19 protein-coding genes are annotated in these 17,636 nt (G+C 61.8%); 14 read left to right on the top strand and 5 right to left on the bottom strand.

Annotated elements, in window-relative coordinates:
- Positions 1–156: 156 nt before the first annotated feature.
- From WBQ96_RS21200 to glcF, 6 genes are all read left to right on the top strand, one after another.
- Positions 157–1,653, top strand: coding sequence for an FAD-linked oxidase C-terminal domain-containing protein (locus WBQ96_RS21200; RefSeq protein ID WP_336554038.1), 1,497 nt, complete (start codon positions 157–159; stop codon positions 1,651–1,653).
- Positions 1,654–1,742: 89 nt separating this feature from the next.
- Positions 1,743–2,210: an endonuclease domain-containing protein gene (locus WBQ96_RS21195; protein WP_442920876.1), complete on the top strand. Its 468-nt coding sequence runs from the start codon at positions 1,743–1,745 to the stop codon at positions 2,208–2,210.
- A gap of 268 nt (positions 2,211–2,478) precedes the next feature.
- On the top strand, positions 2,479–3,720 hold the full coding sequence (glcE, locus tag WBQ96_RS21190) for a glycolate oxidase subunit GlcE (RefSeq protein ID WP_336554036.1): 1,242 nt from the start codon (positions 2,479–2,481) through the stop codon (positions 3,718–3,720).
- Positions 3,721–3,730: 10 nt separating this feature from the next.
- Entirely contained in the window at positions 3,731–4,111 is a 381-nt protein-coding gene (locus WBQ96_RS21185; RefSeq protein ID WP_336554034.1) for a DUF4870 family protein, read from the top strand.
- Between the two features lie 2 nt (positions 4,112–4,113).
- The gene (locus tag WBQ96_RS21180; protein ID WP_336554032.1) at positions 4,114–4,863 is read left to right on the top strand and encodes an endonuclease NucS domain-containing protein; all 750 of its coding nucleotides are present in this window, start codon (positions 4,114–4,116) and stop codon (positions 4,861–4,863) included.
- Positions 4,864–4,870: 7 nt separating this feature from the next.
- Positions 4,871–6,199 carry a glycolate oxidase subunit GlcF gene (gene glcF / locus WBQ96_RS21175; RefSeq protein ID WP_336554030.1) on the top strand — a complete coding sequence of 443 codons (1,329 nt, stop codon included), beginning with the start codon at positions 4,871–4,873 and terminating at the stop codon, positions 6,197–6,199.
- Between the two features lie 55 nt (positions 6,200–6,254).
- On the opposite strand, the gene WBQ96_RS21170 is transcribed toward glcF, so the two are convergent.
- Together WBQ96_RS21170 and WBQ96_RS21165 are read right to left on the bottom strand one after the other, a co-directional pair.
- A complete protein-coding gene (locus tag WBQ96_RS21170; RefSeq protein WP_336554028.1) occupies positions 6,255–6,866 on the bottom strand; it encodes a hypothetical protein in 612 nt (203 codons plus the stop codon).
- Between the two features lie 87 nt (positions 6,867–6,953).
- Entirely contained in the window at positions 6,954–7,592 is a 639-nt protein-coding gene (locus WBQ96_RS21165) for a DNA-3-methyladenine glycosylase I (RefSeq protein ID WP_336554027.1), read from the bottom strand.
- A 195-nt stretch (positions 7,593–7,787) separates the two neighbouring features.
- On the opposite strand from WBQ96_RS21165, the gene WBQ96_RS21160 reads away from it, so the two are divergent.
- The 5 genes from WBQ96_RS21160 to WBQ96_RS21140 all read left to right on the top strand — a co-directional run bounded on the left by WBQ96_RS21160 (position 7,788) and on the right by WBQ96_RS21140 (position 12,135).
- Positions 7,788–8,594 (top strand): L,D-transpeptidase, encoded by an 807-nt coding sequence (locus tag WBQ96_RS21160; protein WP_336554026.1) that lies wholly within the window; start codon positions 7,788–7,790, stop codon positions 8,592–8,594.
- Between the two features lie 163 nt (positions 8,595–8,757).
- Positions 8,758–9,156: an iron chaperone gene (locus WBQ96_RS21155; protein WP_336554024.1), complete on the top strand. Its 399-nt coding sequence runs from the start codon at positions 8,758–8,760 to the stop codon at positions 9,154–9,156.
- Between the two features lie 238 nt (positions 9,157–9,394).
- Positions 9,395–10,312 carry a bifunctional 5,10-methylenetetrahydrofolate dehydrogenase/5,10-methenyltetrahydrofolate cyclohydrolase gene (locus tag WBQ96_RS21150; RefSeq protein WP_336554022.1) on the top strand — a complete coding sequence of 306 codons (918 nt, stop codon included), beginning with the start codon at positions 9,395–9,397 and terminating at the stop codon, positions 10,310–10,312.
- A gap of 272 nt (positions 10,313–10,584) precedes the next feature.
- Complete coding sequence (locus WBQ96_RS21145) at positions 10,585–11,085, top strand: DUF4145 domain-containing protein (protein ID WP_336554020.1); 501 nt, start codon at positions 10,585–10,587, stop codon at positions 11,083–11,085.
- A 705-nt stretch (positions 11,086–11,790) separates the two neighbouring features.
- Entirely contained in the window at positions 11,791–12,135 is a 345-nt protein-coding gene (locus WBQ96_RS21140) for an immunity protein Imm33 domain-containing protein (protein ID WP_336554017.1), read from the top strand.
- Between the two features lie 113 nt (positions 12,136–12,248).
- Here the strand turns inward: WBQ96_RS21140 and WBQ96_RS21135 are convergent, their stop codons facing one another.
- Entirely contained in the window at positions 12,249–13,124 is an 876-nt protein-coding gene (locus WBQ96_RS21135) for an aldo/keto reductase family oxidoreductase (protein ID WP_336554016.1), read from the bottom strand.
- A gap of 95 nt (positions 13,125–13,219) precedes the next feature.
- Between WBQ96_RS21135 and WBQ96_RS21130 the strand changes: the two genes are divergently transcribed.
- Both WBQ96_RS21130 and WBQ96_RS21125 read left to right on the top strand, forming a co-directional pair.
- Entirely contained in the window at positions 13,220–14,161 is a 942-nt protein-coding gene (locus WBQ96_RS21130; protein WP_336554015.1) for a LysR family transcriptional regulator, read from the top strand.
- 63 nt (positions 14,162–14,224) lie between these two features.
- Positions 14,225–14,416: a hypothetical protein gene (locus WBQ96_RS21125; protein ID WP_165114965.1), complete on the top strand. Its 192-nt coding sequence runs from the start codon at positions 14,225–14,227 to the stop codon at positions 14,414–14,416.
- Positions 14,417–14,517: 101 nt separating this feature from the next.
- Here the strand turns inward: WBQ96_RS21125 and WBQ96_RS21120 are convergent, their stop codons facing one another.
- Positions 14,518–14,748: a hypothetical protein gene (locus WBQ96_RS21120; protein ID WP_336554014.1), complete on the bottom strand. Its 231-nt coding sequence runs from the start codon at positions 14,746–14,748 to the stop codon at positions 14,518–14,520.
- 513 nt (positions 14,749–15,261) lie between these two features.
- On the opposite strand from WBQ96_RS21120, the gene WBQ96_RS21115 reads away from it, so the two are divergent.
- Positions 15,262–16,608, top strand: a complete 1,347-nt coding sequence (locus tag WBQ96_RS21115; RefSeq protein WP_336554012.1) for a DUF2778 domain-containing protein — start codon at positions 15,262–15,264, stop codon at positions 16,606–16,608.
- 10 nt (positions 16,609–16,618) lie between these two features.
- Here the strand turns inward: WBQ96_RS21115 and WBQ96_RS21110 are convergent, their stop codons facing one another.
- Positions 16,619–16,939 carry a putative quinol monooxygenase gene (locus tag WBQ96_RS21110; RefSeq protein WP_336554010.1) on the bottom strand — a complete coding sequence of 107 codons (321 nt, stop codon included), beginning with the start codon at positions 16,937–16,939 and terminating at the stop codon, positions 16,619–16,621.
- Positions 16,940–17,636: the final 697 nt, after the last annotated feature.

The raw sequence follows: 17,636 nt of genomic DNA, 5'->3' as shown, positions 1-17,636 counted from the left end.
ATAATCTGTCGAGAATAACGGCATCCCGCATAACTGGTCAATTTATTTATCCAATTGAGTAGATATCGCGGCCTAAATCAAAAGAACCGGCCCCGGTTTACAGGCGGCGTCGATAACTGGTAAAAGCTTTTTACCAGTATTCTGAGGAGCGAACCCATGTCCGGTCTGGCCATGCCGGCACCCGATCAATCGACGCTTTCGCGTCGCGCCGAGATCGTCGCCGACATGCGTATCATCGTGCCGGGCGAGGGGGTGGTCGATGCCGTCAACGAAATGCGGGCCTTCGAAAGCGACGGGCTCACCGCCTATCGCCAGCTTCCGCTGGTGGTCGTGCTGCCCGAAACGGTGGCGCAGGTGTCCCGCATCCTGAAATATTGCGACGACCGCAAAATCCGCGTCGTGCCGCGCGGCTCGGGCACTTCGCTGTCGGGCGGCGCGCTGCCGCTGGAAGATGCCGTGCTACTGGTCATGAGCCGCTTCAACCGCATTCTCGAGATCGACTATCCCAACCGCACCGTCACCGCGCAGCCGGGCGTCACCAATCTCGGCATCACCACCGCTGTCGAGCAGGAGGGCTTTTACTATGCCCCCGATCCATCCTCCCAGATCGCCTGCTCGATCGGCGGCAATGTCGCGGAAAATTCCGGTGGCGTGCACAGCCTGAAATACGGCCTGACGGCCAACAATGTGCTCGGCATCGAAATGGTGCTGATGAACGGCGAGGTCATTCGCCTCGGCGGCAAGCATCTGGACAGCGAGGGCTACGACCTGCTCGGCATCATGACCGGCTCGGAAGGGCTTCTGGGCGTCGTCACCGAGGTCACCGTGCGCATCCTGCGCAAGCCCGAAACGGCGCGCGCGCTGCTCATCGGCTTCCCGACCAGCGAACAGGGCGGCCAGTGCGTCGCCGACATCATCGGCGCCGGCATCATTCCCGGCGGCATGGAGATGATGGACCGCCCGGCAATCCACGCGGCCGAGGATTTCGTCCATGCCGGCTATCCCCGTGAATGCGAGGCGCTGCTGATCGTAGAGCTCGATGGGCCGAGCGTGGAGGTCGACCACCTCATCGGCCGGGTCGAGGCCATCGCGCTCAAAAACGGCTCGACCACCTGCCGCATCTCGCAATCCGAGCAGGAACGCATGACTTTCTGGGCCGGGCGCAAGGCGGCATTCCCCGCCGTCGGCCGCATCTCGCCGGATTACTACTGCATGGACGGCACCATCCCGCGCAAGGAATTGCCGCGGGTGCTCGCTGGCATGCGCGAGCTGTCCGAGCAATACGGGCTCGGCGTCGCTAATGTCTTCCACGCCGGCGACGGCAATCTCCACCCGCTCATCCTCTATGACGCCAACATCCCCGGTGAGCTGGACAAAGCTGAAAGCTTCGGCGCCGATATTTTACGCCTCTGCGTCAAGGTCGGCGGCGTGCTGACCGGTGAACACGGCGTCGGCGTCGAGAAGCGCGACCTGATGCCGGAAATGTTCAACCAGATCGACCTCGACCAGCAAATGCGCGTAAAATGCGCCTTCGACCCCAACCATTTGCTCAATCCCGGCAAGGTGTTCCCCCAACTGCGCCGCTGCGCCGAACTCGGCCGCATGCATATCTCGGGCGGCAAACTGCCGTTCCCGGACATTCCGAGGTTTTGATGGGGATGGCATCTCAAGACGAGGGTTCCTCGCCCCCGCAAAGCGGGGGGTCCAAAGGACGGGCGAGACCAGTGGCTCGCCCCGGAACGGTGGCTCGGGCAAAGCCCAAGACGGAGAGGGGGACTGCCGCCCCGCCTACCCGGCGTTCGCCACAAAATATCGAGCGAGCCCGGCAACTTCGCCACGGCGACAACCGGGCAGAAGCCACCCTTTGGAACCAACTAAAAGCCAAAAAGCTTGGCGGCTACAAATTCGTTCGTCAGATGCCATTAGGGCCGTATTTCGCGGACTTCGCATGCCGAAGCGGCAAGCTGGTTGTCGAGCTGGACGGTAGCCAGCATACCGAGAGTTCATACGACCGGCATCGCGACGAATTCATGCGAGCACAAGGCTATTCGGTCATTCGTTTCTGGAGTGCTGATGCGGTGAAGAACTTGGCGAGCGTTTGCGAAACCATTCTCGCGGCGCTGGATGGTCGGTTGAGTGAAGAGGTGGTTAGCTCGGATTTGCGGTTCGTTTTTGCGAGGACCAAGAAGGCAGGGGACGGTTCTCTATGATCGCCCCCTCTCCGCCTCCCTTCGGTCGGCACCTCTCCCCCGCTTCGCAGGGGCGAGGAACCGGCACTCGCCGAGGTCACGACATGGCAGAACTTGGGTTCCTCGCCCCTGCGAAGCGGGGGAGAGGTGGCTCGGGCGAAGCCCGAGACGGAGAGGGGGTCCTCTCCACTGGGCTCGGCTTATTTTCCCGGCAGAGATCTGCCGCACTGACCCCCTCTGGCTGCTTCGCAGCCATCTCCCCCTCAAGGGGGGAGAAAGCGTTGGCGCCATGACCACCTTCACCCCCACAACCCCCGCCGAAACGCTCGCCGCCGTCGAATGGGCGCTGGCCAACGAATCCCCGCTGGAAATTCTCGGCCACGGCTCCAAGCGCGGCCTGGGCCGCCCGCTCCAGACGGAACACACGCTTGACCTCTCAAACCTCACCGGTGTCACTCTGTACGAGCCGGAAGAGCTGGTGCTGTCGGCGCGGGCCGGCACGCCGCTCGCCGAGATCGAAAAGCTGCTGGCGGATCATGGCCAGGAACTCGCTTTTGAGCCCATGGATTACGGCCCGCTGCTCGGGCGGCCGGCCGGGCGTGGCACCATTGGTGGCGTGCTTGCCGCCAATCTCGCCGGCCCGCGACGCCTCAAGGCGGGTGCGGCGCGCGACCATATCCTCGGCATCAATGCGGTGTCCGGCCGCGGCGAGGCGTTCAAGTCCGGTGGCAGGGTGGTCAAGAACGTTACCGGCTACGACCTGTCGAAGGCCATGGCCGGCTCATGGGGCACGCTGGCTGTGCTGACCGACGTCACCTTCAAGGTGCTGCCCGCCGCCGAAACCGAAGTGACGCTCGCCATACGCGGCCTGTTCGACGAGGACGCCAGCGCCGCCATGGCGCTGGCGCTCGGTTCCAGCGAGGAGGTTTCGAGCGCCGCCCATATGCCGGAAAATCTCGTCGGCAGCATTGCCGGCGGCGCGTTGAAAGGCGCATCCGCCACGCTGCTGCGCGTCGAAGGTTTTGGACCTTCCGTCGCCTTCCGAATGAAGAAGCTCATCGATCTCCTGAAAAACGCCGGCCCGATCGACGAGATTTCCGGCGATGCCTCAAAGGCGTTGTGGCGCGATATACGCGATTGCCGGCCCTTCGCCGACGGCACCGAGCGGCCCGTCTGGCGGGTTTCGATGGCGCCGGCGAGCGCCCACGCGATGGTCATGGCGCTGCGCATGGAAGAGGCCGCCGACGCCTTCTACGACTGGCAGGGCGGCCTCGTCTGGCTGCGCCTGCAGGCCGATCCCGAAGCCGATCTGCTGCGCCGGCTGGTCAAAAAGTTCGGCGGCGGCCACGCCACGCTGGTGCGCGCCAACCACTCGCTGCGCGCATCGCTTCCCGTGTTCGAGCCGCAACCGCCGGCCCTTGCCGGCCTCTCGGCGCGGCTGAAGGAGCAGTTCGACCCCAAGGGCATTCTCAATCCGGGCCATATGGTGCCTCTCGGCAAGTCTGCTACGCTCGGTGCGTCAACAGAGTGAGGGGCAATTCATGAGCGATATCAACAACGGACCGACCGCGCCGCGCCAGACCGACCGCTGGCTGGAACCGGGCGCGACCAATGCGCAGGTCATCTACATCCTCTATCTCGCCGGCCTCGTCATCGGCATCAGCGGGCTGGTCGGCATCGTGCTCGCCTATATCAATCGCGGCAAGTCTGAAGCCTGGGTCGAGACCCACTACACCTGGCTCATCCGCACCTTCTGGATCGGCCTGCTCTACGGCCTGGTTTCAGCTGTTCTCATCGTTCTGGTCATCGGCTTCTTCATGCTGTTTGCGGTCGCCGTCTGGTTCATCGCCCGCTGCATCATCGGCCTTCAGGCACTCGGCCGCGGCGAGCCGATCCGCAACCCGAACGGCTGGTTTATCTGAAGATGCGACAAGATTATAAAAACTGGCTTGAGGAGCAGAAATATTCGTCGGGGACTGTTACCGCGCAGCTTCATCGAGTTGGCCGGGTCGAAGATAGCTATGGCAGCCTCGATGAGCACTTCGCAAACGGTACGTTGCAACAGGTTATCGACGAACTGAACTATTCGACGCACGACGAGCGCGCTAGCAAGCCTAATCCATCAAAGATTCCCTTTGAAGGCAATATTCGTAACAATCTGCAGTCCTATAAGAACGCAGTTGTAAGATACCGAAAGTTTCTTACCGGTTGGGATCGGGCAGATTCAGACGTACCGGAGGCGTTTGAGACTGTTCATTCACGCATATCAATGCCGATCGATCAGCTGGAGCTTCCTGCACAGAAGCTTTCGTTAGAGCGCGATATGCAAGCAGCACTAAGACGCAACATAGGGCAGCTCGGGGGAATGCTTTCGATTGTCGATGACGGAGCCGAACGGTCGGTCCACTCCGGATTTATTGACATCACATGTGCCGACAAAACCGACAACGCTCTCGTGGTCGTAGAATTGAAAGCAGGAAAGGCCGATAGCCGTGCGATAGGACAAATCCTTGGCTACATGGGTGATCTTGCTGAGGAAGAGGAAGGTCGTGCTGTGCGCGGCATTCTCGTCGCCCATGAGTTCGACAAGCGGTCCCGTTCCGCCGCTAAGGTCGTCCCGACCCTTAGCCTAATGCGTTATGCCGTCGATTTCCGGTTCGAGCCAGAAGAGTAAGCGGGCCATGCAGACCAGTTTCACTCCCGCGCAGCTTGCCGACCCACATGTCGCGGAATCGGAAAAGATCCTGCGCAAATGCGTGCATTGCGGCTTCTGCACGGCGACCTGCCCGACCTATGTCACGCTCGGCAACGAGCTCGACAGCCCGCGCGGGCGCATCTACCTCATCAAGGACATGCTGGAGAACGGCCGCCCGGCCGACAAGGAGATCGTCACCCATATCGACCGCTGCCTGTCCTGCCTTGCCTGTATGACGACCTGCCCGTCGGGCGTGAACTACATGCATCTGGTCGATCATGCCCGCGCCCATATCGAAAAGACCTACAAGCGGCCGCTGCCCAATCGCGCAATCCGGGCGCTGCTCGCCTTCGTGCTGCCGCACCCCGCGCGCTTTCGCGCAGCCTTGAAGCTGGCGAAGCTGGGCAGGCCGTTCGCCGGAGTGTTCGAAAAATTTACCGCGCTCAAGCCGTTGGCCGCGATGCTGAAGCTTGCGCCTGCCGCCGTGCCGGAAGCCTCGGCGATGGCGTCGCCGAGCAGCCATGCGGCATCGGGCATAAGGCGCGGCCGCGTCGCTATCCTCACCGGCTGCGCCCAGCCGGTGCTGGAGCCCGGCATCAACGAGGCGACGATTTCGCTGCTGACGCGGCTCGGCGTCGAGGTCGTGGTGCCGCAAGGCGAGGGCTGCTGCGGCGCGCTGGTGCACCATATGGGCCGCGAAGAGCAGGCGCTTGCCTCGGCGCGGCAGAATGTCGACGCCTGGACACGCCAGATAGACAATGGCGGGCTCGATGCCATCGTCATCACCGCGTCGGGCTGCGGCACGACGATCAAGGATTACGGCTTCATGCTGCGGCTCGACCCCGCCTATGCCGAAAAAGCGGCTCGGGTCTCGGCGCTGGCAAAGGACATCACCGAATATCTGGCCACGCTCGATCTGCCGGAGCCAATGCGTAAGTCTGGCCTTACCGTCGCCTATCATTCGGCCTGCTCGATGCAGCACGGCCAGAAGATCACGCGCCAGCCGAAGGAGCTTCTGGCGCGCGCCGGCTTCATCGTGAAGGAACCGCGCGAGGGGCATCTGTGCTGCGGCTCGGCCGGCACCTACAACATCATGCAGCCGGAGATTTCCGCGCGCCTGCGCGACCGCAAGGTGAAAAACATCGAGGCGACCGGCGCTGACATCGTCGCCACCGGTAATATCGGCTGCATCACGCAGATAGCGTCCGCTGCCAACATGCCGGTCGTGCACACGGTCAAGCTGCTCGACTGGGCCTATGGTGGTGAGAAACCTGCCGGCGTGCCGGAGGGCAGGGTGCTGGTGGCGGCGGAGTGAACCGGCGTCTGACCGCTGGCACTGCTGCGGTCAAAAGGAAGCCGAGAGGCTATCCTCACTCATCCCCGCCATTGTCCAGCTCGATGATCTGCGTGAATTCCACGTTGCGCAGTTCGCTGACGACGCTCTTGTCGGCCTTGTAGTTGGGCATGACGACGACTTCTACGGCCTTGGTGCCGGGCCGGAACTGACGGTGGCTGTCGTCGCCTTCCTCGGCGATGACGCCCTCGAGCCGGGTCCAGCCATCCTTCGAGCTGATCTGCACATTCGCCGCGCCGGCAAAGCGGTAAGGCCCGGGGCCGGTCCTTATTGCCTTTCCCTTGGCGTCATACGTCTGCACGCCGAGATAGACTATGGAAACCTGCGGCGAGCCGTCTTCCTTGGGCAGCACGCGAATGTCGGCTCCGATCCGGTACCGCCGGCTCGTATCGACGGGAATCAGCTTCGACCTGATCCTTTGCGACCCGGCAATGCTTGCAGGCCGGTCGATCTGCAGTATCCTTTTGGCCGTCGGCATGTCGGGCGTGAACCAGCCCAGCTGCGTGCCTCCGAGCGCGAAGATGCCGATCAGGGCGAGCAGCACCGTTGCCACGCGCAGATAGAGTATTCCGATCTCGGCAAACAAGCCGTGCGTCTGCCCCCTGTCCGTCAACGCCTCTACCGCCACCCGAAATTCCTCACAGTATCGCTCCTCACACTCCCTTATGCGGGCGCGATCCATCAGCGACTAGTGAAATAAGGCAACACTGGAGCTTTATCTCGGCCGCTTGAAGGCCGCGCGCTCGCGTTCGATCTCGGTGCGGCACACACAGCCTTCGATATGGTCGTTGACCAGGCCCATCGCCTGCATGAAGGCATAGACGGTGGTAGGGCCGACGAAACTCCAGCCGCGCTTCTTCAACTCCTTGGAAATGCGGGTGGAGGTCGGCGTGGTCGGGTTGGCGATCAGCGAGGCGTAGTCGACAGTGGCGGGGCGCTCGTCGGCACCGGGCTCGAACTTCCAGAACCAGGCGGCGAGAGAGCCGGCCTCGCCGGCGAGTTCGCGGGCGCGCTTGGCGTTGTTGATGGTCGAGACGATCTTGCCGCGATGGCGCACTATGCCGGCATTGCCCAGCAGGCGCTCGACATCGGCGTCGGTGAATTCGGCGACGCGCTCATATTCGAAATTGGCAAAACCCTCGCGAAACGCCTCGCGCTTGCGCAGGATGGTCAGCCACGACAGGCCGGACTGGAAACCTTCAAGGCAGATCTTTTCGAACAGCCGGCGGTCGTCGGCCACGGGCCGGCCCCATTCATGGTCATGGTAGTGCTGGTAATCCGGCAGATTGCCATGCCAGGCGCAGCGCGTAACGCCATCTTCGCCTTCGACCAGGCCGGTTTTTACGATTTCCATCAAGCCTATTTCCTATTTTTACCCGGCCTTTACCAGATTCCTGAACCGGGCGGTAACCACACCAAAAGGTTTAAACCCGGTTTGGCTTTTTGCGCATTCCGATTCACGTTTCGGTTGCCACTGGCGGACAACATCGCACACGGAAGGGGTGCAATCCCCGCTTGTTGATGACGATCGAGTTCGAGAGTGCGTCCGATGAAACATCTTTTTCTACTGGGGGCCACGGCCCTTGCTGTCAGCATGGCGTCAGCAGCCTTCGCCAACGACCGTTATGCCGAACGCCCGCCGGTGGTGGTAAGCCCCGATCTTTCAGCACCGTGGGTGATGCAGCTCGGCCAGCAGCCCGGCAAGGTGGTGCGCCGTCAGGTGCGCCAGGTCCGGCAGCAAGTCCCGGCCGGCGTGCAGGTCCAGCCCTATGCGACCGAGCCGCGCTTCGACCAGCGCTATGCCCCGGCTCAGCGGCGCCAGCAGCCGCAGCCGGATGCGCAGCGCACCGCCGGCATCGTTGCCCCGGCACCGGCCAAGCGCGAAGTGCGCCGGCAGATCGACCCGATGTATCTGCCGCAGCAGGTTTCCTATGACGGGCCGCACAAGCCGGGCACGATCATCATCGATACCAAGCAGAATTTCCTCTTCCTCGTACAGGCCAATGGCGAGGCGCGGCGCTACGGCGTCGGCACCGGCAAGCCGGGCTTCGAATGGGCCGGCACCCACAAGGTCACCGCCAAGCGCGAATGGCCGGACTGGCGTCCGCCGGCAGAGATGATCGTGCGCGAGCGCGCCAAGGGCCGCGTGCTGCCCGTCCACATGGCGGGCGGCCCGGAAAACCCGCTCGGCGCGCGCGCCATGTATCTCGGCTCGACGCTCTATCGCATCCACGGCACCAACCAGCCATGGACGATCGGCGGCGCGGTGTCTTCCGGCTGCATCCGCATGCGCAACGAGGATGTCGTCGACCTCTATGAACGCGTGAAAATCGGCACGCAGGTCGTGGTAATGTAGCGGCCGACCCGATTCGATATTTCCGGGGGACGGTCCGGAAGCGGCGGTTTTCGCCGCCGCAGCAAGGGCAGCATGATGGGGATCGTGCTGCCCTTTCGCTTTGAGACGGGTTGGATCGAACCGGTCATCGGATAATATCGCGCCCTCTGATGTTCGGGAGGACATGATCGCGAAGACCGTTTTTCAGTCCGTGGACGACTATCTCGCCACGCAGCCCGAAGCTGCAAAGGGCGTGCTCGAAGAAGTGCGCGGCATCATCCGCAAGGCCCTCCCCGAGGCCGAGGAAGTGATCTCCTACCAGATCCCAGCATACAAGGTGCCGGGAGGTACTGCGCTCTATTTCGCCGGCTGGAAGAAGCACTACTCGCTCTACCCGGCCAATGGCGAACTGGTCGCGGCATTCAAGGACGACCTCGCCCCTTACGAAGTCAACGACAAGGGCACGATCCGCTTCCCTCTCTCGGAACCGGTCCCCGCGAAGTTGATCGAGCGCATCGCCAAATTCCGCGCAAAGCAGGTCGCAGGCGAAGCAAATGCGAAGGCAGCCGCGAAGAAGCGATAGCACGGCGCAATTGCGTCAATGGACGCCTGCCGTTTCCAATAGACAAGCTCCTGCCCTTTCGTTTTGTCGCACTGCCAAACCGGCCGAAATCGGCTATAGGCGGCGGTGAGAGCGAAATTGCTCTGGACTTTCCTTTCGTGAAAATATTATTCTTCATGGTGGGAAGTTCCAGGCAGCATTCCATACGAAGTCCGGCAACGGATTGCCGGACATCCTGTCCGCCGAAGGAAGCTAAAAAATGCCTCTCGACGACACACGCTATCTGAAGGGCGCGCCGGTTGCGGCCCGCATCATCGCCGAAGTGCGCGCGGCAGCCGACAAGGCTGTCGAGGAAGGCTTTCCGCCGCGCCTCGTTTCGATCACCGTCGGCGACGTGGCGGCAGTCGATGTCTATGTGCGCAACCAGCGCGCCAAGGCCGGGCTTGCCGGCATCGATTTCGAGGAGCGGCGTTTCCCCGCCGAAACGACGGCAGCCGAACTGGAAGCCGCCATCCACGGCATGAATGCCGACCCGCGCGTCACCGGCATCATCATCCAGCGGCCGGTGCCGGCGCATATCCCGGTCAAGGCGATCCAGGCGGCGGTGCATCCGCTGAAGGATGTCGAGGGCATGCACCCGGCCTCGATCGGCAACATCGTCTACAACGAGATCGAGCTGGCGCCCTGCACGGCGGCCGCCTCGGTGGAACTGCTGAAAGCCACCGGGCTCGACCTCAAGGGCCTCGAAGTCGTCGTCGTCGGCCATTCCGAGATCGTCGGCAAGCCGATCGCCTTCCTGCTGATGAGCGAGGGCGCAACCGTGACCGTGTGCCACCACATGACACGCTCGGTGGCAGCCCATACGCGCCGTGCCGACGCGCTGTTCGTCGCGGTCGGCAAGCCACGCCTGATCAAAGGCGACATGGTGAAGCCGGGAGCGGCCGTGATCGACATCGGCATCAATGCCGAAACCGCGCCCGACGGCTCGACCCGCATCGTCGGCGACGTCGACACCGACAGCGTCAAGGACGTGGCCTCATGGATCACGCCTGTGCCCGGTGGCGTCGGGCCGGTGACGGTCGCGATCCTGCTGCGCAACACCATGGTGGCCCTGAACCGCCAGCGCGCGCTGTATCAGAGCACCTATGCGACCGAGGGCAAGATCGCCGCGGAGTAGGGTTGGGGTCGTCAGGATCGGCTCAAACCAGCAAGGGATTTAAGGCTTCGGCGACGAAGGGCTGCTGCTTGTCGGTCAGTGCCATTTCTGATTACCTGACTGCGGGTTTGATCCAATTGGGGTAGGCAATGATATTTGCAACGACGGTTTCAGTTCAGACTGGTTATGCACCTGGAGAGAAATTATGGGGTCTTGGCCGCTGCCCTCATTGTTCGATTGCCAACCCGAATATGAACAGAGTTTGGACGGACAGTTGGGTTAATCGAGGCCAAATGAACTGGGCAGCCTTTCGTTGCAATAGCTGCAGATCCGTAATTGCCGTCCAGATGGTTTGGGACGACGATCAAATGAAGGCGTTGAGGGTCTGGCCAGATGCGAAAACCGCCCACGAAGACATTCCACAACCAGCCCGAACGTTCTTGCAGCAAGCGTACGAGACACTGCAAGCTCCCGACGCTGCCGCTGTTATGGCCGGCAGCGCGGTAGATGGCATGCTGAAGGCCATAGGCTATGAGAAAGGTTCCCTCTACGAACGGATTGACCAAGCTCTCACCGCCAACCTGCTAACGCAAGGTATGGCCGACTGGGCGCATTCCGTTCGGCTTGGCTCAAACAGGCCGCGTCATGCAGACAAAGATAGGCCTCACGTCACCCCTGATGAGGCCAAGCAATCCGTTGATTTCGCCGAAGCTCTTGGCAACTTTCTATTTGTGCTGACCGCCCGCATCGATCGCGGTATTAAAGCCGCCGAAGCGGCCGAACCTGCGAAATAACTCAGTCCGGCTGGACCGCTCGCTTCCCCCACGTTCGTACGCAACGGTGAGCCACAATGGTAGGAACGCATCAACCAGAATGGGTGAAGGCCGGGATCGCCGCTGCCAAAGACAAAGATGCGCAAATTCCGTGCCCGGTGTGTAGTGCCGTCCTCGAAATGCTTGATTCTGCGGCGAACAACGCCTTATTTGAGTATCATATGCGGTGTGTGAGGTGCGGGGCGTACAACTCACTTCGCATTGATACATCTCACCGGGATTGACCGCTCGCTTCCCGCCCCGGCTTGGAAACGGCATTATGGAAATTGAAAGAGACCGATGGGTGCTACTCATCAAAGACATCAGGCGCGAGACTGGTGCGAGCATTTTTGAGGCCGAGCGGTTGGCACTGTCGAAACCCGAATGGCGCCGGTGGGCAGAGCGACAAATCAATACCGATGCCGAATGCCGGAAGATGGCCCGACTTCACATGCGGATGCACAAGACCAATTCATTGATCTGCGCAGACGGCAACAGGTTGCTCGTCCGCTAGTTCCTCGTCCTGATCTGGAGCCACGCCCATCATGGAATTTGACACTATTCTGAGTGCCTTCGAAGGTCACACGATCGCGATTCCTTCGACTGACGAGGCTTGGTTCTTTTTGTCTGAATGGCACATCTGTAAGCGTGCTGTGGACTTAATCGCCGGGATTTCTGAGTGAGGCTATGGCGGATCTTGAGTTGTTACAGCGAGTGTTGTGTGTGCGCTTTGAAGCTCAGTTCTACGGCTGCGATCTTCGGCTGAAACTCGGCGTTTCCAGGGCGGTTCGGGAGAGGCTGCGGCCTCTGAATGGGCTGCGGATGCCGCCGGAGAACGGAACGTCAGGTTGGTATATCTGGGCCGGCGAGGCTTTCTCGGATGCCGACGATTTCTTCGTGCCTCTCCACGGGGAACACCTCGACGAGTGGGCACCGGCCGTGTTGCCATATTTAGCCCTTCCGCCGGGCTGGCGCTTCCTGATTGATGGGTCGTATGAAGATGTCTGGCATGATGAGCAGCTTCTTCGGTAAACGGTGCTCTCATTAATCAAGCGCACGCCGAAGTCGTATATTGATCAGGCTGGCGTTACCTGAGCTCGCGATGCCGCGCTGATGTCGGAATGCGACAACCTGCCTGTGCACCGTTAGGCACCAATCCTAGCCACCGCATCCAGTTCCATCACCACATCATCACTCAGCACCAGCCCACCCGCGGCGAGATTTTCCTTCAAATGCCCGACCGAGGAGGTGCCCGGGATCAGCAGTATGTTGGGCGCGCGGCGGAGCAGCCAGGCGAGTGCGACCTGCATGAGCGTCGCATCGAGGCGCTTGGCGACGTCGTTCAAGGTTGACGACTGCAACGGGTTGAACCCGCCGAGTGGAAAGAACGGCACATAGGCGATGCCGTCGCGGGCAAGATCATCGATCAGGGCGTCGTCGGCGCGATGCGCCAGATTGTACTGGTTCTGCACGCAGACGATCTCGGCGATCCGGCGGCCTTCAGCGATCTGTGTGGGCGTGACATTGCTCAGGCCGATGTGACGAACGAGGCCCTGCCGCTGAAGCTCGGCCAAGGCGGAAAGCGGCGCCTCGATCGACCCTTCCGCGGGGCCATGCGTGTCGAACATGATGCGGAGATTGACGACGTCCATCGCCTCGAGCCCGAGATTGCGCAGATTGTCATGCACGGCCTGGGTCAGTTCTTCGGGCGTGAATGCCGGCAGCCATGATCCATCTGCGCCGCGCCGCGCGCCGATCTTGGTGACGATGACAAGATCGTCGGCATAGGGATGCAGCGCCTCGCGGATGATCCGGTTGGTGACATGCGGGCCGTAGAAGTCGCTGGTGTCGATGTGGTTCACACCGGCTGCCACGGCCGCGCGCAGCACGGCCAATGCAGCGTCATGATCCCTGGGCGGGCCGAACACGCCTGGGCCTGCAAGCTGCATGGCGCCGTAGCCGAGCCGCTTCACGGTGCGGTCGCCGAGGGTGAAAGTGCCGGACTGTTCGATGCTGGACATGATCTCTTTCCTTTTGATCTGACCCTGTATTTAGGCGATGACCATATTCATGATAATGGGGTACAATCGGTACAGGCTGTGCGGAATTACGAACAATGAAAACCGATCTCGGTGACTTGAACGCCTTCGTGGCGGTGGCGCGCGCCAAGGGATTTCGCGATGCCGCCCGCCTCAGCGGCGGCAGCGCGTCGAGCCTGAGCGAGGCAGTGCGGCGGCTGGAGGCGCAACTGGGCGTCAGGCTGCTCAACCGGACGACGCGCAGCGTCGTTCCGACCGAAGCCGGCGAAGGGCTGCTTGCGCGCCTCGGCCCTGCCTTGGCCGAGATGGAAGCAGCACTTGATGTGGTGAACAGCTTTCGCGACAATCCTGCGGGTTCGCTGCGGCTCAATGTGCCGGTCAGCGCGGCAAGGCTGGTGCTGCCGGCCATCGTGCCTGCGTTTCTCGCCGCCTATCCCGACATCGTGCTGGAGGTGATAACCGAGGAAAGCTTCGTCGACGTAATCGCAGCCGGGTGCGACGCCGGCATCCGCTACGACGAGCGGCTGGAGCAGGACATGATCGCGGTGCCGATCGGGCCGCGCTTCCAGCGCTTCGCCACCGCAGCCTCCCCGGCGTATCTCGATCGCCGGGGCCGGCCCGAACACCCGCGCGATCTGCTCGGCCATTCCTGCCTGCGCGGCCGCTTTTCCAGCGGCGCGATGCCGCCATGGGAATTCGAGCGCGACGGAGAGGTGGTGCGGGTCGATCCCACAGGCCCCTTGATCGTAAGGCTGGGTGGGGCGACCGATCTCGCCGTAGACGCGGCGATCGCGGGCACCGGCATCGTATCCCTCTTCGAGGACTGGCTGCGCCCGTATTTCGACAGCGGCGTTCTTGAACCCGTGCTGGAACCCTGGTGGGATCGCTTCTCCGGGCCGTTCCTCTACTACCCCGGACGACGCCTCGTGCCGGCGCCGCTGCGAGCCTTCGTCGATTTCATCAAGACGTCGGCAAACCAAGCCGGAATGACTCCAGGGCCGTACCACAACAAAGCGTGATTTTGCCCGCGGCGCTGCCGCTGTTAGCCTTTCGGTGCACCAATGCAGCGAAGGAGACAGACGATGAAGACAATTCTCGTGCTTGCCGCCGCGATCGGCCTGACGGTATCGGCCGCATCAGCAGAATGCGTGGGCCACTCGAAGGTGAATGCTTCGATAGACACCGAAACCAAAGTGGCGAGCGTTTCAACGGCCGACACGTCAACGGCCACGGTTCCGCAGACCGTCAAGCAGCAGGAAACCAAGGCCGAATAGGCCACCCAACCAGACATCCCGCCCCGTCGCGCTTGCTGGTGCGGCAGGTCGAATTGTCGTGAGGTGATGCCAGGCATCACCGCGTTATCCAGCCAGGGTGACTATCTGTTTTTGAACGGGTCGATGGAGATGACGGATTTCAAAATCTGGTCCGGGCTCTTGATGCCAATCTCGAACAGCGTCAGCACCTTGTAGGCCAAGTCGCTTATATCGCTCTGGTCGGTAAGTTGGAGATGCTGCTTGGCCGACTGCAGGACAGCATCCAGCGTAGACAGATCCTGCGGCGAGTATATGCCGGTGCAACCCAAGTGTTTTACGAGATAGTTGGTCATGGCAATGCTCCACACAAGCGTTGCAACATATCTGCTGCTGGAACAGCCCTCTATTAACTTTGACGTACAAGCCAAAAAACTGCTTCGACGCGCCCGCATCCCATCCGTTGCTGTTTGAACGCCTCGCCAGATCATCCCCGATCGGCTCCTGGCCTTCCGGACAATTCGCGACCGAGGTTGACCAACCGTCAACCGATGTCCTACAAGCGGCCCTGACGGGCCTTACCGTCAAAGGGCATTCGTGCCGTTTGACGTTTGTTGTCGGTTTTGAATTGGTGACGCCGAAAGCTCTGCTCAGGCGTTGAAAATGCCGGATCCCAGATATTCTGGGTTTCTGGAAAGCAAAATTTAACCATATTTGCCCATCTTCAGTCGATCACTTGGTCTAAATGGGGACATTCTGGAAGTCACGCAACTACGGTCGCTTGCCGACCCTGAGGCCGTTTGCGGGATATGCCGGTTTGGCGCACGTTTGTGAGTAAGGTCGTTCGTACACATTCCTGGCGCCGCCTGATGCGTCCACTGCTGGTCACCTCCGTTGGCATCGGTTTTGCTGGTGCGGCTGTGTGGTCCGTCGCTGGCATGGTCGCGATGAACAGCTCATTCGCCTCCAACTCAGGCAGCCTTCTCCCCAAGCCGCAGTTCTACGGAGTCGAGCCGTTGCAGGCGCGATTGCCGCAGGAGCATGGCAGGACCGGCAAGGCGCCGCGGCTGGTCATTGCAACGGCACAGCCCTTCGTGACCGGGAGCATTGCCGCCGGCCCAAAGAAATCCGCCCGCCATCCCGAGGTGGCCGCGGTCACCGGTACGAACGCCAATGCAGCGCGCTTCGACGCCATCGTGAAGAATGCCGCGCTGACGTCCAAGAAACTCGCCAGCCTTTTCGACGCCCCCAATTCCGGTAAGTCGGCCCGCACGGTCGCAAAGGGCACTGTCGCAAAGGCCGGTACGCCCGCGCAGGAGCGGTTCGCAACGCTGCCCGCTGCTACCGAACAGCATCCGACCTTGCTTGCCTATGCCGATCCGTCCCCCGGTGGAGCAGCCGACGCGGCACTTTCGGCCTTGCTGGCGCCGCCGCTGGAGGACGACCTCGCGGCATCGCAAAACCCGGACCTCGACACGGGCGAAGACGCCGCATCCCTGCCGGACTACGAAAACACGCCGTCCGACGGTCCCCTGCCGCAGCTTCGCCCGCGCTACGAACAGGCACGCAAGCCCGTCCCGGAGACGGAAAAGCCCGACGTTCAGCAGGCCGATGAACCGGCAGCACCGAAGCCCGACGAGCAGCCCGTGCGCAAAGCCGACGAGCCGAAGAAGGCAGACGAACGCGCAGCACCTAAGCCGCAGAAGCTCGCTTATGCGCGGCCGAGCGATCCGGGCGACAGGCCGACAAGCGGCGGCGGCTTCGGCCGAGCGCTGCAGAACCTGTTCGGTGGCGGAGCCAGGGCAGGCGGCGGCGTGGCTGTCTACGACATCAGCGCCGCGAAGGTGTACATGCCCGACGGCAGCGTGCTCGAGGCCCATTCCGGCGTCGGCAAGATGGCGGACGATCCGCGCTACGTGAACGTCAAGATGAACGGCCCGACCCCGCCGCACACCTATAACCTCAAGATGCGCGAAAGCCGCTTCCACGGCGTCGAGGCGATCCGCATGCTGCCCGTCGACGGCCGGAACAAATATGGCCGCGACGGCTTCCTGACCCACAGCTACCTGCTGCGCGGCCGGCAGGCGGAATCGCATGGCTGTGTCGCCTTCAAGGACTATGAGCGCTTCCTGACCGCCTTCAAGAAGGGCAAGGTCAAGCAGCTCGTCGTGGTGCCGAGCGGCGGACGATCAACCATGGTTGCGTCCAACGGTTAAGGCCGGCTAATCACGTCTTCATTGCCTCGGCGCTGTCACTTCTCAGCGGTTTCCAGACCGAAATATCGCGCGGCGCTTCCAGAAGCTCGTCGAGCGCAGCATGCCATTCCTCGCGATAAGGACGCTTGATCTGTACGTCGAGCACGTCCTGATGATCGACCCACGTCTCGTGCAGCAGGAAATGGCAAGCGTTGTTCGGGTCCTCATGAAAATTCGCGCTGACGAACATCGCCTCATGGCGCATCGCATCGAGCACGCCGTTGAGCAGCGCCAGAAAACGCTCGCGCTGAGCGGGCCGGACGTTGAAGCCGATGATGTAGGTGATGCTCATTCACGTTTTCTCCATGCAGGATCGGAAACGCCGATCTCATGACGAGAGAAATGCCGGAACGAGGGCGGTTACAATTACGCTGGAGGTAATAGGATCGCGTTAGCCTCTCGGTCGCTGCTGCCGTTTGAGCGTTCGGGCGGACCCTCGGGCTCTGCGCATTTCGCTTCGCTCATGCCGCGTCCAAGGATGACGAAGGAGAGGTCCGCGCTTCGAAGCTCAACTTTGGCGATTAGCGGTGACAACCATGAAGTCGTCATCCCGGAAACCGTAGCGAAGCGCAGGTTGTCCGGAATCTATTGGCCGCGGCATCGTCAGGCAGGGCCCGGTTCTGACGCTGATGCATTCTGCACCGCTGAAGCTCTCTGCCGTTCCGGCATGGATCCCCGGGTCTCCGCCCTTCGCTTCGCTCGTGCTACGCCCGAGGATGACGAAGAGAGGGACGATGCCGCAAATCGCAAACGTTGCTGGCCATAAACGTGAACATCGCAAAATGCAGGAGCATCGAGTGGAATGGTGGCGACCACTACCGCAGGCATAGTCCCCGCACCGCGCACATGACTGCCGCGCACCAGCGTTGACGATTAGCGAAGACCAAACATGCAGTTCGTCATCCTCGGGGCCGGAGCCGAACGAAGTTCGGCGGAGGAACCCGGGGATCCATGCCGGAACATCGATGAAGGCTACAGCGGCGCAGAAC

Origin of the sequence: Mesorhizobium sp. CCNWLY176 (assembly GCF_037153935.1) — a bacterium.
GTDB classification, from domain to species: Bacteria; Pseudomonadota; Alphaproteobacteria; order Rhizobiales; family Rhizobiaceae; genus Mesorhizobium_M; species Mesorhizobium_M zhangyense.
The sequence above is the reverse complement of the archived record's forward strand: the minus strand, read 5'-3'. Positions and strand labels throughout refer to the sequence as shown.